We start from the raw sequence: 25,153 nt of genomic DNA on the forward strand, positions 1-25,153 counted from the left end.
CAATTCTGACGGAGGTATTCATGAAACTTCAAACCCGTGTGGCCGTGATCGGCGGTGGCGTTGTTGGCTGTTCGGTGTTGTATCACCTGACCAAACTGGGGTGGTCAGACGTGATGCTGCTGGAACGGTCCGAGCTGACCTCGGGCTCGACCTGGCATGCGGCGGGCGGGTTTCACACTCTGAACGGCGATACCAACATGGCGGCGCTGCAGGGCTATACGATCCGCCTGTATAAAGAGCTGGAAGAGATCACTGGCATGTCCTGCGGTTTGCACCATGTGGGCGGGGTGACTCTGGCTGACAATCAGGATCGGTTCGACATGCTGCTGGCCGAACGCGCCAAGCACCGGTTCATGGGGCTGGAAACCGAAATCGTCGGCCCGGATGAGATCAAGAAAATCGCGCCGATCACCAATACCGACGGCATCATCGGTGCGCTCTATGATCCGCTGGACGGGCACTTGGACCCATCGGGGACAACCCATGCCTACGCCAAGGCAGCCCGAATGGGCGGCGCCACGATCGAGACCCATTGCATGGTGCGCGAAACCAACCAGCGTGCGGATGGCACCTGGGATGTAGTCACCGACAAGGGCACGATCCACGCCGAACATATTGTCAACGCAGGCGGCCTCTGGGCGCGCGAGGTCGGCGCGATGGCGGGTGTCTATTTCCCGCTGCACCCGATGGAGCATCAATATCTGGTCACCGACTCGATCCCCCAGATCGAGGCGATCATCGACGCAGGCGGAGAACATCCGCACGTCATGGACCCTGCAGGAGAGAGCTATCTGCGGCAGGAGGGGCGAGGGTTGTGCATCGGGTTCTACGAACAACCCTGCAAGCCTTGGGCCGTGGACGGAACGCCGTGGGAGTTCGGGCATGAATTGCTGCCCGATGACTTTGACAAGATCACCGACAGTATTGAGTTCGCCTATAACCGCTTTCCTGTGCTGGCCGAGGCCGGGGTGAAATCGGTGATCCATGGCCCGTTCACCTTTGCGCCCGACGGGAATCCTCTGGTCGGGCCGGTGCCGGGGATGCGCAACTATTGGTCCGCTTGCGGTGTCATGGCCGGGTTCAGCCAGGGCGGAGGTGTTGGCTTGATGCTGGCGCAATGGATGATCGAGGGCGAGCCGGAGCGCGATGTGTTTGCCATGGACGTAGCCCGGTTCGGCAACTGGATCAGCCCCGGCTATACCCGCCCGAAGGTGATCGAGAACTACCAGAAACGGTTCAGTGTCGCCTACCCGAACGAGGAACTGCCCGCCGCGCGTCCGAACCGCACTACGCCGATGTATGACATCTTCAGCGAACTGGGCGCGGTTTGGGGTCAGCAATATGGGCTGGAGGTTCCGAACTATTTCGCGCAAGGCGATGAGCCGGGCTTTGAGACCCCCTCTTTCCGCCGCTCGGATGCATTCGAGGCGACGGGCCGCGAGGTCCGCGCCGTCCGCAACGGTGTTGGCATCAATGAGGTGCATAATTTCGGCAAGTACCGGATCGCAGGGTCACTGGCGCGGGATTGGCTGGATCGGATAATGGCCGGGCGGATTCCGCAGCCGGGGCGCCTGTCGCTCACACCGATGTTGTCGCACAAGGGCAAGCTGATCGGGGATTTCACTGTGTCTTGCCTGAGTGAGACCGAATTCCGCCTGACCGCCTCTTATGGCAGTCAGGCCTTCCACACGCGTTGGTTCAAGCGAAACGCAATCGATGGAGTTTCCATCGACAACATCAGCGATCAACTCAACGGCTTCCAGATCGCGGGCCCGAAGGCCGCACAGGTCCTGTCGGCCTGCACACGTGAGGATATTTCGAACCTCAGATTCATGGATGTGCGCCGGATGACAATCGGCATGACCGACTGCATTGTGCAACGGGTCAGCTACACCGGCGATCTGGGATATGAAATCTATTGCGATCCGATGGCGCAAAGGCAGCTCTGGTGGACCTTGTGGCAGGCCGGGCAACCGTTTGGCATAACACCATTTGGCATGCGCGCCATGATGTCCCTGAGGCTAGATAAATTCTTTGGCTCGTGGATGCGGGAGTTCTCGCCTGATTATACTGCAGCTGAGACCGGGTTGGATCGCTTTATCTCATTTTCGAAGAACGCCGATTTCATAGGTCGCGCTGCTGCAGAAGCGGACCGCGCAGCGGGTGCTGCACGCAAACTTGTGGCCTTCGAAGTCGATGCGGCAGATGCGGACGTCAACGCCTATGAGCCAATTTGGCTGGAGGGCGCTGTTGTGGGGTTCTGCACCTCGGGCGGCTATTCCCACCACGCGCAAAAATCCATCGCCCTGGGGTTCCTGCCAACTGACCGTGCGCAGGACGGTCTGGAAGTTGAAATCGAAATCCTGGGGGATCTGCGCAAGGCCCGTGTGATCTCGACCCCGCTGTTTGATGCGGATGGCGCGCGCATGAGGGGATGACTTGCCGCCACTGGGGCGGCATGTTGTCCACATGATACAGATACCAATCCTGCTGCTGGCCGCCGGGCAATCAAGCCGTATGCGCGGCGTCGACAAATTGATGCAAGAGATTGACGGTATTCCCCTGTTACGACGCTCGGCTTTGACCGCGATGGCGGCTGGACCGGTCATGGTCGCGCTACCGCCACGGCCTCATCCACGATACGAGGCATTGTCAGGGCTTAATGTGCAGATCGCACCAATCCCTGATGCAGCCGAAGGTATGAATGCCAGCCTACGGGGCGCTTTGGCCCTTGTCAGCCTCGATGCGCCTGCGGCCATGATTATGCTCGCAGACCTACCGGACCTGACGCTAGACGATCTGAAGGCGGTGCTGCGCGCTCGCGAGCGGAACCCGGACCATCTGATCTGGCGAGGTGCTACCCAAAGCGGCAAACCCGGTCATCCGGTTCTGTTCGACCAGAGCCTTTTTGCCACCTTATCGCAATTGACCGGAGATACGGGTGCGCAATCCGTCATACGTTCGAACGGTGCGCGCCTGTGCTTGGTGCCCCTTCCCGGTCGAAACGCGCTGTGTGACCTGGATACACCGGAAGACTGGGCGAACTGGCAAAAAGTTCGGGACGGCAATACCCTGTCCCCCAAATAGCTGCGACCCGGTTGTTGCCAACCGGGCCGCGTACCCAATAAAGGACTACCACTTTCTTCAATCTCAAATGCGCGACCTAACGCCAAACGGGCTGGTCGACTATGCTGCGAAACCTAAACAAGACCCCCTCGTTAACATGCAACATACACTACCTGAGATTGAGAACACCGTCGGCACCCCCTAGTGCTTTCGGCTCCCCCTCACTTGGGTAAGGTTATTTACCCCGATCTGATCTCTCAAAACAATATAAAATTGGGCAAAACGAACCAGTTCAGGACTGCTCTTCTGGCTTTTGAGCAACATCCCGCTTTTGTCAACATTACTATAAGTTGTATCCGAGATCAGGCCCTTGCAACGAAACACCATTTATGAGCACGCATAATTGACCCAAAGGCAATAAAAATAGCCAGTTAGTACATGAATTTCTGCACCAGCAAATTCGACGCTCAACCCAAGGAAGATCACATAATTTTCGGATTTTGGGTAGTACGCATTGTCCTCAAAAGAAAGGCAATGCAATAGATTTGATTGTTTGACGCCGATTTTGGCAACAATCCACTGATTCTTCGACGCGACCACTTAGGACTCAACGAATCCTCGGGCGGCGATGATCTGCACTCAACTGCTCCTTTGTGGCAAAATTAAGTTTTCTTAACGAAACCATCAGGTAACACCCAGATTATCGGCATATCTCCGGCTTTAACGCGCGGTTGCAATCGCGTGAAACACACAGGAGACCTAAATGAGCATCCGTAAATCCTCGCTTCTTTTGCCGCAGAAATCCGGCTGGATCGGCGCAAGCGCATTGGGCGCCGCGTTGCTTGCATCCACTGCCCTGCCCGCGCTGGCGGATGAAGCGCTGGCTGATCTGGTCGAAACCGTATCCCCTTCGGTCGTGACCATCATCGCCGAACAGGACCCGACCACTAGCCCTGCATCCGGCCAAGACTTTGACCTCGACACCCATCCGTTTGGTGAATTTTTCAAGCGCTTCGGTGGGCCCGAAGGCTTCCAGGCACCACAGCGCGGTCCGGCACAGGGTTTGGGATCGGGATTTGTGCTGGACGAGGCCGGGTATATCATCACCAACCACCATGTTGTTGACAATGCCACAAGCGTGACCGTGCGCCTGAACGATGATCGGAGTTTTGAGGCTGAAGTGATCGGCACCGACCCGCTGACCGATATTGCCGTTCTGAAAATCGATGCAGGTGAAGCGCTGCAAGCCGTCGAACTGGGTGATAGTGACATAATCCGTGTTGGCGAAGATGTGGTGGCCATCGGCAACCCGTTCGGGCTCAGCTCGACCGTGACCACCGGGATCGTATCGGCAAAGGGCCGCAACATCTCGCAAGGGCCATATGCAGAGTTCATTCAGACAGATGCTGCAATCAACAAAGGCAATTCCGGCGGCCCTCTGTTCAACATGGAAGGCGAAGTTGTTGGCGTGAACTCGGCCATCTATTCGCCAAGTGGCGGGTCTGTTGGTCTTGGCTTCGCCGTCACCTCGAACATCGTCGAATACATCGCAGCCGACCTGCGCGACGATGGTCAGGTCAGCCGTGGCTGGCTGGGTGTTTCGATCCAGAATGTCAGCCCGGAACTCGCGGCTGCCCTTGGCATCGAAAAATCGACCGGTGCGCTGGTTTCAGATGTTGTGGCTGGCAGCCCAGCGGAAGGCGTCTTGCAACAAGGTGACGTTATCCTGAGCTTCAACAACGAAGCCGTTGATAACAGTGGCGATCTGCCGCTTTTGGTCGGCACCACTAAGGTGGGCACTGAAAGCACGCTGACCGTGCTGCGCAATGGGGATACTCAAGAGCTTCAATTGACAATCGGTCAGCATCAGTCGGCATCGGCGGAGGCGGATATTCCGGTCGATCCCGAGGTCTCGGGCACCCAACTGGGTGTGACCGTCGCTCTGCTGACCGATACCGCACGGGCCGAGATGGGCGTGGCACAGGGTGTCGACGGCGTGGTTGTGACTGATCTGCAGCCTGATAGCCCGGCGGCTAAGGCTGGTCTGCAGCGTGGTGATGTCATTGTCAAACTGGGCAGCCAGGACACGCTGACACCCGACGCGCTTAAAGCGGCGTTGGACAGCGAAAAAACTGACCCGGCGCTGGTGCTGATCAATCGCGGCGGCAACCAGATTTTCGTTGCGGTCGAGATCGCCTGAACTCAAACCCGCGCACGCCTCATGATGGGGATATTTGGCGTGCGCCTCCCGGCTGGATTGGTTTGTCCGCAATCCGTCGGGCGTGCCGGGTGCGCGAGGCTGCACCCGGCACAGCTTGCCAAAACTACCTTTCACAAACCATGTGCTTTGCGCGGAAATTGTGTTTAAATTCCGATAGAAAGGAACCCGATCATGAGCCGACGCCTTCTGATTGTTGAAGATGACGAAGACACACGGGACTTCATCGCCAAGGGCTTTGGCGAAGAAGGATATGTGGTCGAGGTTGCCGCTGATGGCCGTGAGGGTCTGTATCACGCCACCGATGGTGGGTTCGACGCCGTTGTGCTGGACCGGATGCTGCCTGGGTTGGACGGGCTGTCCCTAATCAAATCCATGCGCGCAGCCGGTTTGAAGACGCCGGTTTTGATGCTGACCGCGATGAGTGCTGTCGATGAGCGTGTGAAAGGGCTCAATTCGGGCGCGGATGATTATCTGGTCAAACCCTTCTCGTTTCAGGAACTGCATGCGCGGATCGAGGCCCTTTTGCGTCGCCCGCAGGAATCGGAAGAAACGCCAACCCTGACCTGCAAAGACCTTGAAATGGACCTGCTGACCCGCAAGGTCACCCGCGACGGGCATGAGATCACCCTGACCCCGCGTGAATTCCAGATTCTGGAATTCTTCCTGCGCCGCAAGAACCGCGTCGTATCACGTACCATGCTGCTGGAAGGCGTTTGGGATTATCACTTCGACCCGAACACCAATGTTGTCGACGTTCATATCTCGAAACTGCGCCGCCAGTTGGATGAAGGCGGAGAGGCACCGTTGATTGAAACCGTCAGAGGTTCAGGCTACATGATGTCTGATGGATAACCTTCGGCTTTCCCTGAATAATTCCCGAACACGGCTGGTTCTGGCCAGTATGGTGCTCAGCATTTTTCTGACGGCAACCGTACTGGCCTTGGTCTACTTCACGGCAAATCGCAGCATTGAATCCGAGACCCGCTCGGTCGTTTCAGCGGAACTCACAGGGCTGGCCGACGAATATGAACGCCGCGGGTTGATCGGTTTGATCACAGCCATCGAACGGCGCCTTCCCAGCGCCTCGGAACGCGATGCGCTGTATCTGCTTACGGATCGGTTTGGCAACAAGCTGGTTGGAAACCTCAAGCAATGGCCCGAGCATATTACGGCTGGCAGTGGCTGGGTGGAACTGGAACTGCGCCGCGCTGACAACGATCAACTTGTTCCCGTCTCAGCCGCCTCGATCCGCCTGCCCGGCCAAGAGCGCCTGATCGTCGGTCGAGACGCTGTCGCGCGTCAGCAGTTTGATCGGGTTTTGCTGCGATCCGTAGCGCTGGCCCTTGGCATTGCTCTGGTCCTGAGCGTGCTCATCGCCTGGCTGTTCACCCGCTTGGTCTTTTCCCGCCTGTCGGACATCGCCAGCACCGCGGAAAACATCGTCTCGGGTGATCTGTCCCGACGTATGCGCTTGCGCGGCACTGGAGACGAGTTTGATCAGGTTGCAGGGACGTTGAACAACATGCTCGACCGGATCGAGGAGCTGATCAGCAACCTGCGCACGACATCAAATTCGATTGCGCATGATCTGCGATCCCCCCTGTCGCGTCTAAAACAACGGGTCGAGGCGCTGTCTGACCCAGATAAAAGCGAACAGGAGCGCGAGGCTGATATCGCCCGCGCTACTTTGGAAATCGACCACGTTTTGCGCGTGCTGGGGCAGCTAACCGAAATTTCACGGGCTGAGGCCGGCTTGGGCCGCGAACAGTTTGAAGAGGTCGATCTACAGCACCTCGTTAGCAATGTGATCGAACTCTACGACCCGGTTGCGGCTGATCAGAACATCCAGCTCAAGGTCGAAGGAGAGGCCGCACCAGTGCAGGGTCACCGCCCATTGCTATCACAAGCGCTGTCGAACCTATTGGAAAACGCAATGCGATACGCGCCGGAGAACACGACCATTGCCATTACAATTGGTGAGGACGACCAGTTCGCCCAGCTCAGCGTGCGCGATCAGGGGCCAGGCGTCCCCGCCAAAGACCTGCCCCGCCTGCAATTGCCTTTTGTCACGCTCGACCCTGCCCGGACCGAGCGTAATGCAGGGCTTGGCCTGGCGCTGGTTGCTGCGATCACGCATATGCATGGGGGGAAGTTCGTGGCCCGTAACTGTGATCCGGGCCTTGAGGTCACGCTGAACCTGTCGCGCTGAGCCTAGCCAGGCGCACCATCAATGGCCAGGTTCTTGTTTTTATAGCGTTTATCTTCGGTCACATCAGCACCAAACCACGTGGGCGGCGTGAAACCAAGTGCCTCGGTTTCGCTGGAAAATTCCACTTCGACCAGCCGCAATGGTGCCAACGCACCCTGAAAGATATCCAGCTCGAAAACCCGCCCATCTGGCAAACTGTTGGTAAAGCGTTCTTTTTCAACACGTCGCCCCTCGGTTTCGGGCCAAAAGGTTTCGAACTGTTCAGCGGACATCTCGGTCTCACGCTCCACCCGAACCAACCCCCCTGCACCTTTGAGTGTCAGGAAATAATGGTCATTTTTCTGCCGCAGGCGCAGTTCGGTCGAATCCTCGGGGGCCGTCAGATAACCCTGTCGCACCACAGCCTTTTGTGCACCGCTCAGGTCTGGCAGGCTGTTGACCAGAAACTTACGTTCGATTTCCTTGCTCATTCGGTCGAAACCACCCCGTTTTCCACCTCGTTATAGAGTGCCTGATAGGCCGCCCCGGCCGCACCGCGCGGGGCATAGGTCACCACCGGTGCGCGATGTTGACCCATCTTTTCGATATCTGCCGCAAATGGAATGCTGCTACGCATGAAGCGCTTGTGATAGGCTTTGCGCATCTTCTCCATCGTCTGCTGATGTAACGTTTTGCGTTGCTGCACCATCGAAAAGAACGCTTTCAGCTTCTTCTTCGGCAGTTTGTGTTCGTCGAAGAACCCGACCAACTGCTCAAAGGTCCGCTCGGACAACGTCGTCGGGATCACCGGCACAACGATCTGGTCTGCGGCCTTAAAGATGTTTTCGGACAAGGTCGAAAAGTTGGGCGGACAGTCCAGAATGATGACATCATAGTCACTACCCGCCGCCGTCAGAGCCTTTTTCAAGCGCGACCGGCTGTTCCGCATGCGCGACAGAAACACATCAAAGTCACGAAAGGTCAGGTTCGCGGGAAGAATATCCAGCCCTTCGAAATCACTTGCACGAATGGCGCTGGTGAAGCGCTTAACATCCTCGAAAAATCGCGCATCCGTCAGCTTTTTCGAAGGTTTCACACGGAAATAGAACCCTGACGCCCCCTGCGGATCAAGATCGCACAGCAAGACCAGCTTGCCCGCCGCCGCATAGGCGTGGGCCAGATTGACCGAAGTGGCGGTTTTTCCAACACCGCCTTTGTTGCTGTAACAGGCAATGATTTTCATTCCTCACTCCTTGGACCGATGAAACAGGTGGCGAAACATCTGACGGGTGTCAGGGGCATCAAATTGCTGGAAATTGGCGATTACACGGTCACGCTCGGCCCGCTGACGTTGATCCAGCACGGCGATCAGCCCTCCAACCGCCAGACCAATCTTTACATCAATGCGTCCTTGGGCATTGGATTGCTGCGCGGCAAACTGCTGCAACGCCTCTTGCTGGACCGAGTAGTCATTGAACAGCCCCAGATTATCCTGAAGCTTTTTCAGGGGCTTGAGAATGGACTTGAAATCTTTCGCAGCGAAAAGGGGCGCAAAGAATTCCATCAGATAGCGCAATTTCTTACAATCGATCCGCAGGTCATGCACAGTCTCATCCGGTGTTTCAGGCGTGATGCTGCGCGCAATCTTGCAGACCTTGCGATAGCGCTTCCAGATCAGGGCGCAAGCATAATCATAAGCCCGGCGCTGCGCGTTTGGACCTGGCTGCAGACCCTTGGTGGTTCTGAACAGCGCTGTAAGCTCTGCCATCTGTCTTTGGTAGGCTTTGCTGCGTAACCTGTGGGTCAGCCGCGAGAGTTCCTGCATGCGTTCCTTCTGGAACTGCCCGAACATGGCATCCAATCCGGGGTGAAGTGTGTGCGGCACAAGGCTGTAATATATGTCTTTTTCCAGAAGATAGACATCCAAATCCCGCACACGCCCGGTCGGGGTCATCATATCTGAGAAGGTCTTTTTCAGCGTCGCAGTTTGATCGTCAGAGAAAACCCCTTTGAACAAGCTGATGACAGATCGTATTCGGCGAAGAGAAACGCGGTAATCATGCAGGAATTCGGTATCGATATCAGCGATAAGTCCACTTTCATTTTGCTGCGCAACTTTTAGAAAAGTATGAATAATATCAGCAGCCACCTGAATTGAAGGTTCTGATCGTCCCAAGGTGATCTCGGGCTTTGCCCGATATGGGGCCTCACCCGGCTCTAAGGTTTGAACAATCGCAGACAGGTCAGCTCTGTCCGAGCCAGCCGCCAACATCGCGTCGCAGGCACGGAGATAGGCCTTGTCATACCCCCGCAAACGACTGAGGCGTATAACCGTCACCTGCCCGTTTGTGGTCGACAAAACCGTCACGCGACCTCGCACCTGTGTTTTCTCGAGATCATCCAGAACCGCAAGGCTGCCTTCCTCGACCACGCCCGAAGTGATTTCCATCAATGCGCGCAATTTTGGAAACCGGTGCAATGCATCGCGGACCGGACCGCCGGGCAGGTCTTGCGCAAAACGCCCCTTGCCCTTGGACCTTTGGCTCCGACTCGCGCCTTGACCATCCAGCAAGTGCAATGACCCACCGAACTCCAGCAGCGTCCGACCGGATGCGCGGATCGACTGGTCATGACAATCCAACAGAACAAAGGGCTTGGAGGCCCGTTCCGGATCATATCGCAGATTCAGCCCGACAAACTTTGCTGGATCAAACGCGCCGCGCAGGACAAACAACGTCTCAGTCTCGAAACTCATGCGGTCATGAAATCTTCAGATCCGTCGGAACACAAGCAAAACCGGAATGCGTCAATGCTGGGGTGACAGCGCTGGGTTGGACGTTTAAACCAAACCCATGTCCGATCCCGTGTCCTCGATCAGAAATCTTGGCCCCGCCTTCGAAGAAGCTTGCGCCCGTGCGGGGATACACTCCGCGCAGGACCTACGTGAACTGGGCGCGGATGAGGCCTATACCCGACTGTTACAGGCCGGAACCAAGGCACATTTCATCGGGTACTACGTGTTGGTCATGGGTCTTCAGGGTCGCCCATGGAACGATTGTAAGGGCGAAGAGAAGAAGCAATTACGCGAAAGGTTTGACGCGATCAAAGCCGGCGCCAAACCCGCAGCGGAAAGCCAGTTGGTCTCAGACCTGAACGCGATCGGGGTGCGCGTGTCCGCAAGTGATCTGAAACAGGTTTGAAAGAAAAAGGCCGCCCCAAACGGAGCGGCCCGAAATCAGCAGGAAACGCTGGCTTAGCCGACTAGTTCGATACCCGAGAAGAAATATGCGATCTCAACTGCAGCCGTCTCCGGCGCGTCCGACCCGTGGACCGAGTTTTCACCAACCGATTCAGCGAATTCGGCGCGGATGGTGCCGGGGGCTGCGTCTGCGGGGTTGGTTGCGCCCATGACTTCGCGGTTCTTGGCAATGGCGCCTTCGCCTTCCAGAACCTGAACAACAACCGGAGCCGACGACATGAATTCACACAGTTCGTCATAGAACGGACGCTCGGCGTGGACGTCATAGAATTTGCCTGCCTGAGCTTTGGTCATGTGGATGCGCTTTTGTGCCACGATGCGCAGGCCGGCTTCTTCGAACTTGGCATTGATCTTGCCAGTCAGGTTACGGCGGGTTGCATCAGGTTTGATGATCGAGAATGTGCGTTCCAGTGCCATTTTGGCCTCTCCTTACAATGTGACGCGGGGCCCGCGCCGAAATCCATCGCGCGCCGCGTATCACGGTATTTGCCTTATGAAAAGTGTTATGATGGTTCACGGCTCAGATCGCCTGGGGCAGCGGGTCGATCCTGTCCAACCTGCGGACGTAAAGCACCGCCAAAAGGCCAGCAAAACTGCTGCCGCTCATCATGCTCAGCACCAGATACGGGCCATTTTCGGGGCTGACGAATGCACCCGTCATCGAGGTCAGGATGGCACCAAGCGCCACGACCATCGCCCCGGACAACCCCGCAGCGCTTCCTGCCAGTTTGGGCCGGACCGACATCGCTCCGGCCGAGGCATTGGCGTTGGTCAAACCATTGCCAAATCCCACACAGATGGCCGACCCGAAAAACACCCAGACTGAGCCGTGACCGCCTACAAACAACAATAAACCGAAGAACGGTCCAACCGAGGCCACGATCCGTCCACATAGGATCATCGTGGTTAGCCGGGTGTGCGCCGCGATGCGTCCAGTGACAAAATTGCCCACCATGAAGCCACCTGTGATGATCCCGATCCCTAAGCCCAGCATCGCCGGGCTGAGGTCGAACCACGCAGCGGCGACCAGGGGCGCGCCAGTGATGAAGCTGTAGAACCCGCCGATCGAAAACGCGGCACATAGTGCATAACCCCAAAATCGACGGGCGCGAAATAAATGCGGGTACTCTTTCAATTGCGCGACCAAGGTTGATGAACGGTCTGTGTTGGTCTCTCCCATGTCGAACCACAGCAAGGCCAACAGCCCTGCCCCCAGAACCGAATACAAAACGAACCCCGCGCGCCAGCCGAACAGCATGTCCAGCGCGCCGCCCAGCATTGGACCCAGCATAGGCGCGAGCGCCATGGCCATCGCAACATATCCTAGCTTGCTGGCGGCTTCGTTGGGCGGATATCGATCCCGGATCGAGGCACTGGACAGAACCGACCCGGCTACGACGACGGCCTGCAACAGCCTGAAACCCAGAAAAACCCAGATCGACTCGGCCAGCGTGCATCCGATTGACGCGATCACGAAGACGGTCATGCAGATCAACAGAACCGGCCTGCGCCCAAACCGATCTGACAGCGGCCCCATGATGAGTTGCAGCACCGCCGAGACGGCCAGATATCCAGCCACTGACAAGTTCACGAGGCCATAGTCGACCGCGAAGTCGTCGCTCATATGCGCCAGCGACGGCAAGAACATATTCAGCGACAACACGGAAAGTGCGGTGGCGAAGATCAACGTGATCAGATGTGGAGGCGTCCGGGCCGCGCGCATGTCGAAAACCGTGTCAGAAAAACAAACGACACAGCGCTAACACATTGCCCGGCGCTTGAACATGCCAAGCCGCTGGCGGCTGCATTGAGGCTCTGCTAAGAGCGCGTCATGCTACGGATCGAAGACATCACTTACGCCGTCGAAGGCCGCCCGTTGTTTGATGGGGCCAGCACGACCATCCCAGACGGTCACAAGGTTGGCCTTGTGGGGCGCAACGGAACCGGCAAGACCACCCTATTCCGCCTGATCCGGGGGGAATTGGCGTTGGAATCCGGCGCTATCTCGATCCCGAAACGCGCGCGGATTGGTGGGGTGGCGCAAGAGGTGCCCTCATCCGATGTCTCGCTGATCAATACCGTTTTGGCGGCTGACACAGAACGCAGCGCGCTGATGGTTGAGGCCGAAAGCGCCACGGACCCTGCTCGTATTGCTGATATTCAAACCCGTCTGGCCGATATCGATGCCTGGTCGGCCGAAGCTCGGGCAGCGTCGATCCTCAAAGGGCTCGGGTTCGGCGATGAAGACCAACTAAAACCCTGCTCGGATTTCTCGGGCGGCTGGCGGATGCGTGTGGCGTTGGCGGCGGTGCTGTTCTCGCAGCCCGACCTGCTGCTTTTGGACGAACCGACCAACTATCTGGACCTTGAAGGCGCGCTGTGGCTGGAAAGCTATCTGGCGAAGTATCCGCATACGGTCATCATCATCAGCCACGACCGGGGGCTGCTGAACCGCGCCGTGGGCTCGATCCTGCATCTGGAAGACCGCAAACTCACCTATTACACCGTGCCTTATGACAAATTCGCCGAACGCCGCGCGGAACGTCTGGCACAGGCTGAATCTGAGAACGCCAAGGCCAAGGCCCGCATCGCCCATCTGCAAAGCTTTGTGGATCGCTTTCGCTATAAGGCGTCGAAGGCTGTGCAGGCCCAATCCCGCCTAAAAATGATCGAACGCATCCAGCTGGTCTCGACCCCGCAAGAGGCCGCGTTGCGCGCGTTTTCATTCCCCGAACCCGAGGAACTGTCGCCGCCGATTATCCAGATCGAAGGTGGCGTGACCGGTTACGGCGAGACTGAAGTGCTGCGCCGTCTGAACTTGCGCATTGATCAGGATGATCGCATCGCGCTGCTGGGAAAGAACGGTCAGGGTAAATCGACCCTGTCCAAGCTGCTATCCGACAGATTACCCCTGATGGCAGGTAAGATGGCCCGCTCCAACAAGCTGCGCATAGGCTATTTCGCACAGCATCAGGTGGATGAGCTCTATGTGGACGAAACGCCTTTGGATCATCTGCGCCGTCTGCGCCCAGATGAGGCTCCGGGTAAATGGCGCTCGCGTCTGGCCGGGTTTGGTCTGAATTCGGATCAAGCCGACACCGAGGTCGGGCATCTATCGGGAGGCCAGAAAGCGCGGTTGTCGCTTCTGATCGCCACTATCGACGCGCCACATATGCTGATCCTGGACGAACCGACCAACCATCTGGACATCGAAAGCCGCGAAGCGCTGGTTGAGGCGCTGACCGCCTATTCCGGTGCGGTCGTTCTGGTTAGCCACGACATGCACCTACTGTCGCTGGTGGCCGACCGGCTGTGGCTGGTCTCGGACGGCACCGTAAAGCCCTTTGATCAAGACCTCGAAGCCTATCGCGCGATGCTGTTGGCCCGCGACAAGCCGGTGAAGCAAAAGCCTCAGGCAATAAAGCCCAAGCGCCCCTCGCGGGATACCATGCTGGCCCTGCGCGCCGATCTGCGCAAGTGCGAGGACCGGATCGAGAAGTTGACAGATATGCACGACAAGCTCTCGGCCAAACTCGCGGACCCGGCCTTGTACGAAGATCACAGGATCGATGACCTGGAAACCTGGAACCGCAAATTCGTCGAAGTCACCGAGGCCATGCAAAAGGCCGAGGCGTTGTGGGTTGCGGCCGCCGAAAAACTGGAGCAGGCGGAGAATGCCGCATGATTGACGCTGCCTTCTTCATCACCGCCTTCACCACTTTGTTCGTCGTGATCGACCCGTTCGGCACCGCACCCATTTTTGTCGCCATGACACAGGATATGGACGCGCGCGCCCGGCGGCGCACGGCCTATCGCACCTGTTTGGTTGCAACCGGCATTCTGATTGCCTTCGCCGCCTTTGGTGAGGCGGTTCTGGGCTTTGTCGGCATCTCGATGGAGGCGTTTAAGGTTGCCGGTGGCGCGCTTTTGTTCCTGACCGCGCTGGACATGTTGTTCGAACGCCGCACCAAACGGCGCGAGGATCGGGCTGAGGAAGAGGAACACAACGACCCGTCGGTCTTTCCGCTCGCCATCCCTTTGGTCGCCGGGCCGGGGTCGATTGCGACGATTATTCTGTTGTCCGGACAGCATCCGGGTCTTCAAGGAATTGCGGCGGCAGTGGCCGTGATGCTGGCGGTCATGGCGGTGGTTCTGTTGTTCTTTCTGGCTGGTGGCCTGATCGCGCGCATTCTGGGCAAAACGGGCTTGAATGTGCTGACTCGTCTGCTGGGTATGCTGCTGGCGGCTCTGTCTGTTCAGTTTATTCTGGATGGCCTCAAGGCCTTTGGGTTTGCGTCGTAAATCCCCATATAGAGTATAGAATTAACTGTAAGGGCAGCAGCATGAATGGCGACGATATCGGGCGTTTGGTGTATCTGGTCGTGCTTGGTGCGGCCATATTGCTGTGGTTTGTCGCCCAGAACCGTCAGTCCCTGAACAAAACCCTGCAACAGGTCATGGCCTGGGTTTTTATCTTCGTGGGGGTCATTGCGGTCATTGGCTTGTGGGAGGATATTCGATCCTCGGTCAGCCTGGCCCCGCAGATGGCGGTCACCGGCGATATGATCGAGGTGCCGCGTGCCCAGGACGGGCATTATTACCTGCCAGTCACCGTGAACGGCGAACCCATTGTGTTTCTTGTGGATACCGGGGCCAGCCAAATCGTGCTCAGCGCGCAGGATGCGGAACGTGTGGGTATCGACCCTGATCAGCTGAACTATTTCGGGCGCGCAATCACGGCGAATGGAGAGGTTCGAACAGCACCTGTGCGGCTGGACAGTTTCGAACTGGGTCCGATTGCCGATCGCAATGTCTCGGCCTGGATCAACGAAGGAGAGCTGCACCAGTCGCTGCTGGGCATGGATTACCTGCACAGGTTTTCCAACATCCAGTTCACCGATGGCCGGATGATCCTATCGCGTTAGGCGCGTTCGCAACTTGAGAACAAAATAGGAACATGATATACGCATATCATGTCTGCTCAGCTTCTTGGTGCCAAGCCCGCGCGTCCCGCGCCGGGGGTCAAACTTCATGATGAGGTCACCCTGCAACAAGGCCGCGTGCACGAAGCCTGCGGCCCGGCCCGGCGCAGTTTCGCCATGTGGCTGGCGGGGCAGACCCAAGGGCCGGTCTTGTGGATTTCCCCCGCATGGGAGCTGGGCCAGCTGAACCCCCACGGAATGGTCGATTTTGCTGACCCCGGAAGATTTCTCTTTGCTCGCCCCAAACGGGCCGAGGACCTGCTGTGGTGCATGGAAGAAGCCCTGCGCAGCAGGGCTGTTCCGCTGGTCATCTGCGATCTGCCCGGCGCGCCGGGTCTGACACCGGTGCGGCGGCTGCATCTGGCAGCGGAACAGGGTGATATAGGGCAGCCCCCGCTGGGTCTGTTGCTGACCCCCGGCGACGGTGGCGCGCAGGGGGTCGAAACGCGTTGGCACATGGCCGCTGCACATCGGGATGAGGCGAACCGCTGGACCCTGACCCGCCGCCGCGCCCGCGCCCTGCCCCCGGCGAGTTGGCAGGCCACTATGGCAGCCCCTCGCGCACAGATGCATCTGCAACCTGCGAGAAGCGGCGAAGACCATTCACGCAAGATGTGATTGGCCGGGCAAAGGCCATCGCTCTAGCGTTTTCAACAAATAAACGCGCTCATCGATTGTTGCCGGCGAACCACCCACGGCAATTGATTTGAGGCCGGAGCGAATAAGACTGCAAGCTCGCGTGTTAACCAATCATTACGTCCTGCGTTCTAGCGTCAGGACAGCAGATATCAGCACAGGGGCGGATCAGACCACATCCGGCATGGGCAACACAGGCGAAAGGGATCGGCATGACCAGAATGACCAGACGCAGTTTCGTAGCTGGATTGACACTATGGCCCAGCTTGGGAGCGGCACAATCCGTGATGATCCCCTATGCGCTTGCGCCTAAGGGCACATCGGTGGGGTTCACCTTTGATCTGTCTGGGGTGGCACAATCGGGGACAATGCCGATCCAATCTGCCAACATTCAGCTGGATACAAAACGCCTGCAAAACAGCAAGGTCGACGTCATCCTGAATGTGGCGGCTGCACGAACGCGTTTGCCCTTTGCTCGCGGACCCATGTTGGGAAAAAGCGTGCTGAATGCGGATGCGCATCCGACCATTCGCTTCACCTCAACCAAAATCCAGCTTGGCCCGGGTGGGCGCATCTCGGCTGGGGCCTCGATTAAAGGCGACCTGACCGTGCGCGGCATTACCCGGCCGGTGACCCTTAATGCAGCGCTCTATCGTGCGCCCGGCAGCGCTGCGGATGATCTTGATGCCCTGTCGATCCAGCTGACTGGTGCGCTGGACCGTCATGCATACGGAGCCTCCGGCTATCCCGATCTAGTCGATGAGACGGTTGGCCTGAACATCATGGCGCAGATCACACGCCTGAACTAAACAGCGAATTCGCAAAAAAACGACACCAAGGCGTCGATTAGGCGCGCGCAAAGCGCCTGAGACAGGTAGAGCGTGGTCTCATTATGCGCACGATCATTTCCTTTGCCGCCCTCTTCCTGTCCGTCATTCTGTTGCAACTGTCGACAGGCGGCGTTGGGCCACTGGATGCGATCTCGGGCATAACGCTGAACTTCACGACCGAACAGATCGGTCTGCTGGGTTCGGCGCATTTTATCGGGTTTTTCATCGGCTGCTGGTGGGCGCCACGTCTTATGGGCAGCGTTGGGCATTCGCGCGCCTTTGCCGTGTGCACGGCCCTGGGTGCGATGGGTCTGATCGGGCATACCTTGACCGAAAACCCTTATGTCTGGGCCGCATTGCGAATTGCCTCGGGCACCTGCGTGGCCGGGTGCTATACAGTCATCGAAGCCTGGCTGAACGCCAAGGTCACGAACGAAACGCGCGGCCGGGCGATGGGAACCTATCGCATCGCGGATCTGGGGGCCTCACTCAGCGCGCAGTTGATCATCGCGGTTTTGCCACCTGCATCTTATGTTTCGTATAACCTGCTGGCGATCCTGTGCTGTGCATCGCTGCTGCCGTTGACATTAACGCGGGCCAGCCAGCCTCAGACCCCCAGCGCCCCACGCCTGAGGCCCAAACTGGCCTGGGCCTGTTCACCGCTGGCGGTTGCTGGCGTGATCGTTTCGGCGCTGAGCTCTGCATCCTTCAGGATGGTCGGCCCGGTCTATGGTCAAGAGGTGGGTTTGAGCTTGGATCAGATCGCCTTCTTCCTCGCCTCTTTCGTTTTGGGCGGTGCACTGGCCCAATATCCGCTTGGCTGGCTGGCCGATAAATACGACCGGCGTTGGGTTTTGATCTGGCTTTCCGCTGCCGCGGTGCTCAGCTGCGGGGTCACAATGGCCGCCAGCGGAGCGGGAACACTGGGCGTGATGCTGGCGGCCGGGTTCTTTGGCCTGACCACCTTCCCAATTTTCTCGCTATCTTCCGCCCACGCCAATGATTTTGCCACCACCGAACAACGGGTCGAACTGTCTGCGGCCCTGATGTTCTGGTACGCGCTGGGCGCAATCGCCTCGCCCTATGTGTCTTCGACATTGATCGAACAATTCGGCCCAGGCGCTTTGTTCGCCTTTGTGGCCGTTGGGCATCTGGGGCTGATCGGCTTTGGTTTGGCCCGCATGCGGTCTCGCCCAACACCGGATGCGCGGACCAACTACGTCTATGCCCCGCGCACCTCGTTCACAATCGGAGGTCTGTTAAAACGATCGCGCGAGGGGAAAGAGTAAGCTCGATTGGCATCTCATCGGCCACCATTCAATCCGTCTCTCAGTCGAAATAGCAGCGTTTGCAGTTTTTGCAGTTCCGATTTGTCCAGCCCTGTTTGCTCAATCATACAAGAGGTGATTTCTGGCGCTTTGTGCTTGAGAGCCAAACCCTGCTCAGTCAAGAAAACCTCTACCGCGCGTCCGTCAGTTTGACTGCGCGACCGGGTTACGTGGCCTAGGTTCTCCAGTCGCTTGACCAACGGTGTCAGCGTGCTGGTCTCCATCCCGAGTTTCTGGGCAAGCGTATTGATCTTTTGTCCATCATGCTCCCACAGCAAAGTGAGCGTGATGTACTGCGGATAGGTCAAACTCAACTTCTTAAGGTGTGGTGAGTAGGCACGGTTAATTGCGTGCGACGCGGTATAAACGCCAAAACAAAACAGATCATCCGCCTGCTTAGGAATATCAAAACTGTCCAATTCAAAGCCCCATTTATATCGTGCGCGATATTATTCTTGACATAAACACTAGTTTCGTCAACTTTGCATATTAGGTCGCGCACGATATAAATGGAGAGTGAAATGTCCTGGCTACCCAGTTTGAAAACCCAAACACCGGAAGAAGGTTATGAGCTTGCAGTGAAGTTATCGCGGATGGCAGTCAAACTGACGCAACCCGATGATGCAGCCCGCAACCGGATGCGTCCTGAATATGCAAACAACGCGGATAGTTTGATTGGTGTCTCTCACGTTGTTGCCGTCAACTTTCAAACCGTCTCGCATGCAAATAATTTCTGGAAGTAGCGCTCTAAAAAGAAAAAAGGGCCGGGAAATCCCGGCCCATTTGGTTTATTGATCGCTAAGCGTTTCGTCTTCGACCAGATCGGCATTATCTGGCGATGAGATCGCTGGCGTTGCCTCCAGCGCCCCGTTCACGACGCCGGCAACACCGTTTTCCATCGACAGGCCAAGTTCTTCACCCAGCTTCTTGAGCGCAGGCATCTGCACTGCCATACCCATGATCGAGTCAAGCGCCTGATTGACCACCGGCTTGTCGGTGTTAGCTGCCCCACCAGGCGCGCCCGCACCGATACCACCGACCTGATGGATCTTGATCGAGTCGATCTTTTCCGCAGGCTTGACCATTTCCGAGATGATCGAGGGCATGGTTTCGATCCGCGCCATATCGACCTTCATGCGGATTTGCGCTGCGGACAGAGCATTGTCGGCCTCAACAATCGCGCGCTTACCTTCCGCCTCTGCCAACATGTCGTTCTTCTTGGCCTCGGCCCGAATGTTCAGCGCGTCGGCTTCGGCCTGCGCCTCTTCGCGGCGGGCTTCGGCGCGGTCGGCGGCGGCCTCTTTCTCAGCCTGCGCAGACAGACGGATCGCGGTGGCCTGACGTTCCGCTTCACGGGTGGCTTCGATCAAGACGATCTGCTTCTGACGCTCGGCTTCGGCAACTTCACGGGCGGTTGCCACGGCTTCGGTCGCCTTGGTTGCCTCGGCCCGGGCCAGGTCAGCAGATGCACGCGCGCGGCTTTCCTCTTCGGATTTCTGCGCAATGATGATCTGACGCTCTTGCTCGGCCACTTCGATCTCACGCTCTTTGGCGATCTCCGCATCGCGGATCTTGCGCTCGCGTTCGATTTCGGCTGAGCGGATGGCTTCTTCCCGCGCAATCCGGGCCCGTTCGGTTTCCCGCACTGAGTCCTCGGTCCGCGCAGCAATCTCTGCCTCTTGCGCCACGCGCAGGGTTTCAACCTGCTGCGTCTGCTCGATACGCGCCTGTTCTTCATCCTTTTCGATCAACAGCTTCTGACGCTGGGCTTCCATCGCGGCACGGCGCACCTCAACCTCGGCCTCGGCATCGATCTGCGCGCGCTCTTTCTTTGAGGTCGCAATCACCTCGGCCAGCTTGCGCATACCCACCGCGTTAAAGGCGTTGTTTTCATCCAGCGCCTCAAAGGGCGTCTGGTCCAGCGCAGTCAAAGAGACGGATTCAAGCGACAAACCGTTCTTCAACAGGTCCTCGGACACTGCATTCTGCACCTCTTGAACAAAGTCGGCACGATTTTCATGCAAACCGTCCATGGTCATTTGCGCCGCCACGGCGCGCAAACCATCGATCAGCTTGCCTTCGATCATCTCGCGCAGTTGCTCGACATCGAAGGTACGCGAGCCAAGTGTTTGTGCAGCGCGTGCGATCCCTTCTTCGGTGGCCATAACCGAGACGTAGAACTCGACACCCACATCAACCCGCATACGGTCCTTGGTGATCAAGGCAGCCTCACCGCTGCGTTGCACTTCAAGGCGCAGGGTCTTCATGTTGACCGGGCTGACCTCGTGCAGCAAGGGCACGACGATGACGCCACCATCCATGATGACCTTCTTGCCGCCTGCCCCGGTTTTCACCAAGCTGACTTCGCGGGTTGCGCGTTTATAAAGTCGGCCCAGCACCAGGCCGATGAACAGGACGACCGCCATAATGGTCGCAACTGTGGTGATCAGGAAAGTAAGTTCCATGCAAAATCCTCCGATTTAGGGTTAAATTTTTGTCAGTTCGAAAGGCCGACCAGAACGAACCGGTCTTGCCGTCGGTCGCGTAGCACCAGCACTTCGGCACCCTGTTCCAGCGTGTCACTGTCTTGCAGCGGTTCGGCCCGCAGGTAATGCGCATTGCCAAAGCGATCCATCACGCGCACTTCGGCCGGACGTCCGCGCGATGCGGTGCCTTGCGAGATGAAGCCACGGCGACGGGCCAGCATCCGCTCGGACATCGCCTCAGTCTCGGTCTTGGGCAGAAGGCGCGCAAAGACGCCCCCAAAGCCGCGTGCAAACCAAAGACCAAAGGCTCCAGCAGGTAGGGCAGCCATCCAGCCCGGCAGGTCAAAGCCCAGCAGATCGCGCAGTGCAAGCTGCAGGCCCATGCCAGACAGGCCAAAACCCGCCAGCAGCACCACAAGCCAGATCATAAACGGCACCCTGCCGATACCCAGCCAGGCCAACGGACCTGCTGAGGCAACCGTGGGCGCGTCAGGTTCGACATCCGCCAGTTCAAAATCGCCCAGATCGACATCCGCATCGATGTCGAGATCAAAGCTTCCGACATCCAGATCCGGCCCGTCAGCCATATCCAAATCAAGATCGCCTTCGCCCGCCATCAGGCTAGCCCCCAGCAGCAAAGCGATCAGTTCAAGCGCCAGAAGGCCGAACAGCAATGCAAGCGCTAGGGTAAAGGGCGCAAAAGCACCCTCGAGCAAAAAGTCGAACATAAGGAAATAGCCCTCGTTATTGTATACTTTGGTATACCCAAAAGATGGGAGTTCATTGTCGAAATTCAAGAGGTTGTGATTCAATATTACAACCTATGGGTAGTTTGGCGCGCGACACTTCGGCAATCGGTGACCTTTGGTCAACCTGTTTTTTCCATATCGTGGCGCCGAAAATGTCATCCAGATGAAAGCCGGGGTTTTTCTGGCCGGTCACATAAGGTAGACGGGCGCGCAGACAGATACGTGGAAACGCAAAATGGCCCGGATTCTTATTACCTCGGCGATCCCCTACATCAACGGGATCAAGCACCTCGGCAACCTGATCGGCTCGCAATTGCCTGCCGATCTTTATGCACGCTATCAGCGTGGCCGGGGGAACGAGGTCATGTTCCTTTGTGCCACCGATGAACATGGCACGCCTGCGGAACTGGCTGCCGCCAAAGCAGGCAAGCCGGTGGCCGAATATTGCGCCGATATGTATGCGGTGCAGGCCGATATTGCCCAACGCTTTGGCCTCAGCTTCGATCACTTTGGCCGCTCCTCCAGTGAACAGAACCGCAAGCTGACCCAGCATTTCGCAGGCAAGCTGGATGAGGCAGGATTGATCCGTGAAGTCAGCGAGAAACAGGTCTACTCGAACGCCGATGGTCGTTTTCTGCCGGACCGGTATATCGAGGGCACCTGCCCCAATTGTGGCTACGACCGCGCGCGTGGTGACCAGTGCGAGAATTGCACCAAGCAGTTAGACCCAACCGACCTGATCGAGCCGCGCAGCGCCATCAGCGGCTCGACTGATCTCGAGGTGCGCGAGACCAAGCACCTGTATCTGCGCCAATCGGCGATGAAGGATCAACTGGATGCGTGGATCGACAGCAAGGCCGACTGGCCGATCCTGACCACATCCATTGCCAAGAAATGGCTGCATGACGGAGACGGCCTGCAGGATCGCGGCATCACCCGCGATCTGGACTGGGGCGTTCCGGTTAAGAAAGGCGATCAGGACTGGCCCGGTATGGAGGGTAAGGTCTTCTACGTCTGGTTCGACGCACCGATCGAATACATCGCATGCGCCAAGGAATGGGCCGACGTCAACGGCAAGTCGGATGCGGATTGGGAACGCTGGTGGCGCACCGACAAAGGCGCAGACGACGTGCGTTACGTACAGTTCATGGGCAAGGATAACGTGCCCTTCCACACGCTGTCCTTCCCGGCCACCATTCTGGGTTCGGGTGAGCCGTGGAAGCTGGTCGATCACCTGAAATCGTTCAACTATCTGAACTATGACGGTGGTCAATTCTCGACCTCACAGGGCCGTGGCGTCTTCATGGATCAGGCGCTGGAGATCCTGCCCGCCGACTACTGGCGCTGGTGGCTGCTGAGCCATGCGCCGGAAAGCAGCGACAGCGAGTTCACATGGGAGAACTTCCAGCAATCGGTGAACAAAGACCTCGCCGACGTGTTGGGCAATTTTGTCAGCCGGATCACCAAATTCTGCCGCTCGAAATTCGGCGAAGCGGTCCCTGAGGGCGGACGTTTTGGAGAGCGCGAGACTGCGCTGATCGAAGACTTTTCCAAGCGTATCCGCGCTTATGAAACCCATATGGAGGCGATGGAGGTCCGCAAGTCCGCGCAGGAATTGCGCGCGATCTGGGTTGCGGGAAATGAATATCTGCAAGCCGCAGCCCCTTGGTCGACCTTCAAGGAAGACCCGGAACAGGCCGCCGCGCAGGTGCGCCTGGGCCTGAACCTGATCCGTCTTTACGCCGTGCTCAGCGCGCCGTTCATCCCCGACGCTTCAGCACGGATGCTGAGCGCCATGAACACGCTGGATACAGGCTGGCCGGACAGCGCCGAGACAGCGCTGAACGCCCTGCCCGCCGGACATGAGTTTACGGTTCCGGACGTTTTGTTCGCCAAGATCACGGATGAACAACGCGAAGATTGGCAAAGCCGTTTTGCCGGAACGCGCGACTGATAAGCTGGCTTTTTCGCTCGGCTCTATGACCTAAGGCGAAGGTTCCAACCTTTGCCTGATTTGTGTTGGGCATCCCGATTATCCACGGGTTCAGCACCCAAATCTACATCTGGTGCACATCTAAGTTGGCCTGCAACCAGAACAATTTCCCGCCCACTCCAACTCACCGCGGTACTCAAGGCGCTTGAGATATGTCTCTAAACGAGCCATCCTGACCTAAACACCAATCGACTCGTCGTGGTCTCGCGCCACGACACACATTCCTATTGAACGAGGCGTCCGCCATGCCCCTTGAATTGAAGAACTCTATCCTCCGCTATCAGGGTCCGGCTTTGGCTATCGCCGCCCTGGCCAGTTTGGGCGTCAGCTATACTGCGCTGGCGCAAGATCAAAGCGAGGCGCCAGCCCCCAAAGTGTCAATCGCGGCGGCTTATACACAAGAGATCACAGATGAGGCGGCGTTCATCGGACGGGCCGAAGCGATCAACAAGGTCGATATCGTGGCGCGGGTGAACGGGTTTCTGGAAAGCCAGAATGTCGAAGACGGCGCACTCGTCACCAAGGATGAGCTACTGTTCACCATCGAACCGGACCTGTATCAGGCCACGCTTGAGGCCCGCAAAGCCGACCTGAACCGGGCCCAGGCCAACCTGGAACTGGCCAAGATCGACCTGGATCGTAAGGAAGAACTGTTCAAGCGCGACGCAACGCCTGAATCCGAACGCGATACAGCCCGCGCCAACGAATTGGTTGCCGAGGCCGAGGTCAAGGCCGCAAATGCTGCAATTCAACAGGCTGAGTTGGACCTGAGCTATACGCAAATCCACGCCCCGTTTGACGGGCGGATCGGGCGCGTGACCACCAGCGTTGGTGATGTGGTTGGCCCCACGAACCCGGCATTGGTCAATCTGGTCAGCGAAGCCCCAATCTACGTGAATTTCTCTCTGAACGAAAAGCAGTTCACCTCGATCCTTGAGCAATTTAACGAAAACGCAGCCTCACTTGCGGAAAGTGACCAAAGCCCGAATGTCCATGTGACCTTGCCGAACGGCACGGAACTGGATGAGACAGGCGAGATCGTCTTTGTCGACAACCGCATCGACCCGCTGACGGGTGCGATTACAATGCGTGCCGAGTTCGACAATGCGAACCGTCTGATCCTTGACGGCGCATTCCTGACGGTTCGGATCGAGGCGTTGGAGCCTACGCTGCAGGTGCTGATCCCGCAGGCCGCCTTGCAACGCGACCAGCGCGGCGAATTTGTTCTTGTGGTGAACGACAAGCAAATGGTCGAACAGCGTTACATCACCACGGGCGATACAGTCGATACTGCGATTATCGTATTGGATGGGCTACGCGAAGGTGAAAGCGTGATCGTCGAAGGTTTACAAAGGGTACGCCCGGGCGTCGCGGTTGACGCGGTTGTGGCCTCAGAGCAGCCGGGAGAATAACAC

23 protein-coding genes are annotated in these 25,153 nt (G+C 57.7%); 15 read left to right on the top strand and 8 right to left on the bottom strand.

The genetic code is table 11. The features are described from left to right. Positions 1 to 20: 20 nt before the first annotated feature. The 5 genes from ACR0JE_RS02945 (at position 21) to ACR0JE_RS02965 (ending at position 7,496) form a co-directional block, all read left to right on the top strand. A complete protein-coding gene (locus ACR0JE_RS02945) occupies positions 21 to 2,438 on the top strand; it encodes a GcvT family protein (RefSeq protein WP_480862875.1) in 2,418 nt (805 codons plus the stop codon). A gap of 31 nt (positions 2,439 to 2,469) precedes the next feature. After that, positions 2,470 to 3,087 (top strand): nucleotidyltransferase family protein, encoded by a 618-nt coding sequence (locus ACR0JE_RS02950; RefSeq protein ID WP_480862877.1) that lies wholly within the window; start codon positions 2,470 to 2,472, stop codon positions 3,085 to 3,087. Between the two features lie 742 nt (positions 3,088 to 3,829). After that, a complete protein-coding gene (locus tag ACR0JE_RS02955) occupies positions 3,830 to 5,266 on the top strand; it encodes a Do family serine endopeptidase (protein ID WP_480862879.1) in 1,437 nt (478 codons plus the stop codon). 192 nt (positions 5,267 to 5,458) lie between these two features. Further along, complete coding sequence (locus ACR0JE_RS02960) at positions 5,459 to 6,139, top strand: response regulator transcription factor (protein ID WP_170530173.1); 681 nt, start codon at positions 5,459 to 5,461, stop codon at positions 6,137 to 6,139. Further along, entirely contained in the window at positions 6,132 to 7,496 is a 1,365-nt protein-coding gene (locus tag ACR0JE_RS02965; protein WP_480862881.1) for an ATP-binding protein, read from the top strand. The genes ACR0JE_RS02960 and ACR0JE_RS02965 overlap by 8 nt, the downstream gene beginning before the upstream one ends. A gap of 2 nt (positions 7,497 to 7,498) precedes the next feature. On the opposite strand, the gene ACR0JE_RS02970 is transcribed toward ACR0JE_RS02965, so the two are convergent. From ACR0JE_RS02970 to ACR0JE_RS02980, 3 genes are read right to left on the bottom strand one after another with little or no spacing between them, the layout of a single operon-like run. Beyond that, on the bottom strand, positions 7,499 to 7,966 hold the full coding sequence (locus ACR0JE_RS02970; protein ID WP_480862883.1) for a CYTH domain-containing protein: 468 nt from the start codon (positions 7,964 to 7,966) through the stop codon (positions 7,499 to 7,501). Continuing rightward, entirely contained in the window at positions 7,963 to 8,718 is a 756-nt protein-coding gene (locus ACR0JE_RS02975; RefSeq protein ID WP_480862885.1) for a ParA family protein, read from the bottom strand. Before ACR0JE_RS02975 ends, ACR0JE_RS02970 begins: the two co-directional genes overlap by 4 nt. 3 nt (positions 8,719 to 8,721) lie before the next feature. Next, entirely contained in the window at positions 8,722 to 10,230 is a 1,509-nt protein-coding gene (locus ACR0JE_RS02980; protein ID WP_480862887.1) for a CHAD domain-containing protein, read from the bottom strand. Between the two features lie 97 nt (positions 10,231 to 10,327). On the opposite strand from ACR0JE_RS02980, the gene ACR0JE_RS02985 reads away from it, so the two are divergent. After that, complete coding sequence (locus tag ACR0JE_RS02985; RefSeq protein WP_480862889.1) at positions 10,328 to 10,675, top strand: TfoX/Sxy family protein; 348 nt, start codon at positions 10,328 to 10,330, stop codon at positions 10,673 to 10,675. Between the two features lie 53 nt (positions 10,676 to 10,728). Here the strand turns inward: ACR0JE_RS02985 and ndk are convergent, their stop codons facing one another. Both ndk and ACR0JE_RS02995 read right to left on the bottom strand, forming a co-directional pair. Continuing rightward, the gene (gene ndk / locus ACR0JE_RS02990) at positions 10,729 to 11,151 is read right to left on the bottom strand and encodes a nucleoside-diphosphate kinase (RefSeq protein WP_008757405.1); all 423 of its coding nucleotides are present in this window, start codon (positions 11,149 to 11,151) and stop codon (positions 10,729 to 10,731) included. A 103-nt stretch (positions 11,152 to 11,254) separates the two neighbouring features. Next, on the bottom strand, positions 11,255 to 12,457 hold the full coding sequence (locus ACR0JE_RS02995; protein ID WP_480547186.1) for a multidrug effflux MFS transporter: 1,203 nt from the start codon (positions 12,455 to 12,457) through the stop codon (positions 11,255 to 11,257). 108 nt (positions 12,458 to 12,565) lie between these two features. Between ACR0JE_RS02995 and ACR0JE_RS03000 the strand changes: the two genes are divergently transcribed. From ACR0JE_RS03000 to ACR0JE_RS03025, 6 genes are all read left to right on the top strand, one after another. After that, a complete protein-coding gene (locus ACR0JE_RS03000; protein ID WP_480862891.1) occupies positions 12,566 to 14,419 on the top strand; it encodes an ABC-F family ATP-binding cassette domain-containing protein in 1,854 nt (617 codons plus the stop codon). Beyond that, entirely contained in the window at positions 14,416 to 15,036 is a 621-nt protein-coding gene (locus ACR0JE_RS03005; protein ID WP_170530189.1) for a MarC family protein, read from the top strand. The genes ACR0JE_RS03000 and ACR0JE_RS03005 overlap by 4 nt, the downstream gene beginning before the upstream one ends. Positions 15,037 to 15,077: 41 nt before the next feature. After that, positions 15,078 to 15,659: a retropepsin-like aspartic protease family protein gene (locus ACR0JE_RS03010; protein WP_480542857.1), complete on the top strand. Its 582-nt coding sequence runs from the start codon at positions 15,078 to 15,080 to the stop codon at positions 15,657 to 15,659. A 48-nt stretch (positions 15,660 to 15,707) separates the two neighbouring features. Next, positions 15,708 to 16,334: an ImuA family protein gene (locus ACR0JE_RS03015; RefSeq protein ID WP_480862893.1), complete on the top strand. Its 627-nt coding sequence runs from the start codon at positions 15,708 to 15,710 to the stop codon at positions 16,332 to 16,334. A 230-nt stretch (positions 16,335 to 16,564) separates the two neighbouring features. Beyond that, a complete protein-coding gene (locus tag ACR0JE_RS03020; protein ID WP_480862895.1) occupies positions 16,565 to 17,161 on the top strand; it encodes a YceI family protein in 597 nt (198 codons plus the stop codon). 83 nt (positions 17,162 to 17,244) lie between these two features. Next, the gene (locus tag ACR0JE_RS03025) at positions 17,245 to 18,471 is read left to right on the top strand and encodes an MFS transporter (protein WP_170530197.1); all 1,227 of its coding nucleotides are present in this window, start codon (positions 17,245 to 17,247) and stop codon (positions 18,469 to 18,471) included. A 14-nt stretch (positions 18,472 to 18,485) separates the two neighbouring features. Here ACR0JE_RS03025 and ACR0JE_RS03030 read toward each other — a convergent pair whose 3' ends face one another. Then, positions 18,486 to 18,929: a MarR family winged helix-turn-helix transcriptional regulator gene (locus ACR0JE_RS03030; RefSeq protein ID WP_480862897.1), complete on the bottom strand. Its 444-nt coding sequence runs from the start codon at positions 18,927 to 18,929 to the stop codon at positions 18,486 to 18,488. Between the two features lie 102 nt (positions 18,930 to 19,031). Here ACR0JE_RS03030 and ACR0JE_RS03035 point away from each other — a divergent pair, with 102 nt between their 5' ends. Next, complete coding sequence (locus ACR0JE_RS03035; protein ID WP_353007090.1) at positions 19,032 to 19,253, top strand: hexameric tyrosine-coordinated heme protein; 222 nt, start codon at positions 19,032 to 19,034, stop codon at positions 19,251 to 19,253. Positions 19,254 to 19,298: 45 nt separating this feature from the next. On the opposite strand, the gene ACR0JE_RS03040 is transcribed toward ACR0JE_RS03035, so the two are convergent. Then, complete coding sequence (locus tag ACR0JE_RS03040) at positions 19,299 to 20,975, bottom strand: flotillin family protein (RefSeq protein WP_480862899.1); 1,677 nt, start codon at positions 20,973 to 20,975, stop codon at positions 19,299 to 19,301. A 32-nt stretch (positions 20,976 to 21,007) separates the two neighbouring features. Next, positions 21,008 to 21,724, bottom strand: coding sequence for an OB-fold-containig protein (locus ACR0JE_RS03045; protein ID WP_480862901.1), 717 nt, complete (start codon positions 21,722 to 21,724; stop codon positions 21,008 to 21,010). Positions 21,725 to 21,980: 256 nt separating this feature from the next. Between ACR0JE_RS03045 and metG the strand changes: the two genes are divergently transcribed. After that, a complete protein-coding gene (metG, locus tag ACR0JE_RS03050) occupies positions 21,981 to 23,699 on the top strand; it encodes a methionine--tRNA ligase (protein ID WP_480862903.1) in 1,719 nt (572 codons plus the stop codon). 284 nt (positions 23,700 to 23,983) lie between these two features. After that, positions 23,984 to 25,150, top strand: coding sequence for an efflux RND transporter periplasmic adaptor subunit (locus ACR0JE_RS03055; protein WP_170530208.1), 1,167 nt, complete (start codon positions 23,984 to 23,986; stop codon positions 25,148 to 25,150). Positions 25,151 to 25,153: the final 3 nt, after the last annotated feature.

It is taken from the genome of Ruegeria sp. H3 (genome assembly GCF_056533095.1).

Excerpts from the sequence above, each read along its gene's own strand:
- ACR0JE_RS02945 (WP_480862875.1), top strand. The coding sequence starts at position 21 with ATGAAACTTCAAACCCGTGTGGCCGTGATCGGCGGTGGCGTTGTTGGC.
- ACR0JE_RS02950 (WP_480862877.1), top strand. The coding sequence starts at position 2,470 with ATGATACAGATACCAATCCTGCTGCTGGCCGCCGGGCAATCAAGCCGT.
- ACR0JE_RS02955 (WP_480862879.1), top strand. The coding sequence starts at position 3,830 with ATGAGCATCCGTAAATCCTCGCTTCTTTTGCCGCAGAAATCCGGCTGG.
- ACR0JE_RS02960 (WP_170530173.1), top strand. The coding sequence starts at position 5,459 with ATGAGCCGACGCCTTCTGATTGTTGAAGATGACGAAGACACACGGGAC.
- ACR0JE_RS02965 (WP_480862881.1), top strand. The coding sequence starts at position 6,132 with ATGGATAACCTTCGGCTTTCCCTGAATAATTCCCGAACACGGCTGGTT.
- ACR0JE_RS02970 (WP_480862883.1), bottom strand. The coding sequence starts at position 7,966 with ATGAGCAAGGAAATCGAACGTAAGTTTCTGGTCAACAGCCTGCCAGAC.
- ACR0JE_RS02975 (WP_480862885.1), bottom strand. The coding sequence starts at position 8,718 with ATGAAAATCATTGCCTGTTACAGCAACAAAGGCGGTGTTGGAAAAACC.
- ACR0JE_RS02980 (WP_480862887.1), bottom strand. The coding sequence starts at position 10,230 with ATGAGTTTCGAGACTGAGACGTTGTTTGTCCTGCGCGGCGCGTTTGAT.
- ACR0JE_RS02985 (WP_480862889.1), top strand. The coding sequence starts at position 10,328 with ATGTCCGATCCCGTGTCCTCGATCAGAAATCTTGGCCCCGCCTTCGAA.
- ndk (WP_008757405.1), bottom strand. The coding sequence starts at position 11,151 with ATGGCACTGGAACGCACATTCTCGATCATCAAACCTGATGCAACCCGC.
- ACR0JE_RS02995 (WP_480547186.1), bottom strand. The coding sequence starts at position 12,457 with ATGCGCGCGGCCCGGACGCCTCCACATCTGATCACGTTGATCTTCGCC.
- ACR0JE_RS03000 (WP_480862891.1), top strand. The coding sequence starts at position 12,566 with ATGCTACGGATCGAAGACATCACTTACGCCGTCGAAGGCCGCCCGTTG.
- ACR0JE_RS03005 (WP_170530189.1), top strand. The coding sequence starts at position 14,416 with ATGATTGACGCTGCCTTCTTCATCACCGCCTTCACCACTTTGTTCGTC.
- ACR0JE_RS03010 (WP_480542857.1), top strand. The coding sequence starts at position 15,078 with ATGAATGGCGACGATATCGGGCGTTTGGTGTATCTGGTCGTGCTTGGT.
- ACR0JE_RS03015 (WP_480862893.1), top strand. The coding sequence starts at position 15,708 with ATGTCTGCTCAGCTTCTTGGTGCCAAGCCCGCGCGTCCCGCGCCGGGG.
- ACR0JE_RS03020 (WP_480862895.1), top strand. The coding sequence starts at position 16,565 with ATGACCAGAATGACCAGACGCAGTTTCGTAGCTGGATTGACACTATGG.
- ACR0JE_RS03025 (WP_170530197.1), top strand. The coding sequence starts at position 17,245 with ATGCGCACGATCATTTCCTTTGCCGCCCTCTTCCTGTCCGTCATTCTG.
- ACR0JE_RS03035 (WP_353007090.1), top strand. The coding sequence starts at position 19,032 with ATGTCCTGGCTACCCAGTTTGAAAACCCAAACACCGGAAGAAGGTTAT.
- ACR0JE_RS03040 (WP_480862899.1), bottom strand. The coding sequence starts at position 20,975 with ATGGAACTTACTTTCCTGATCACCACAGTTGCGACCATTATGGCGGTC.
- ACR0JE_RS03045 (WP_480862901.1), bottom strand. The coding sequence starts at position 21,724 with ATGTTCGACTTTTTGCTCGAGGGTGCTTTTGCGCCCTTTACCCTAGCG.
- metG (WP_480862903.1), top strand. The coding sequence starts at position 21,981 with ATGGCCCGGATTCTTATTACCTCGGCGATCCCCTACATCAACGGGATC.
- ACR0JE_RS03055 (WP_170530208.1), top strand. The coding sequence starts at position 23,984 with ATGCCCCTTGAATTGAAGAACTCTATCCTCCGCTATCAGGGTCCGGCT.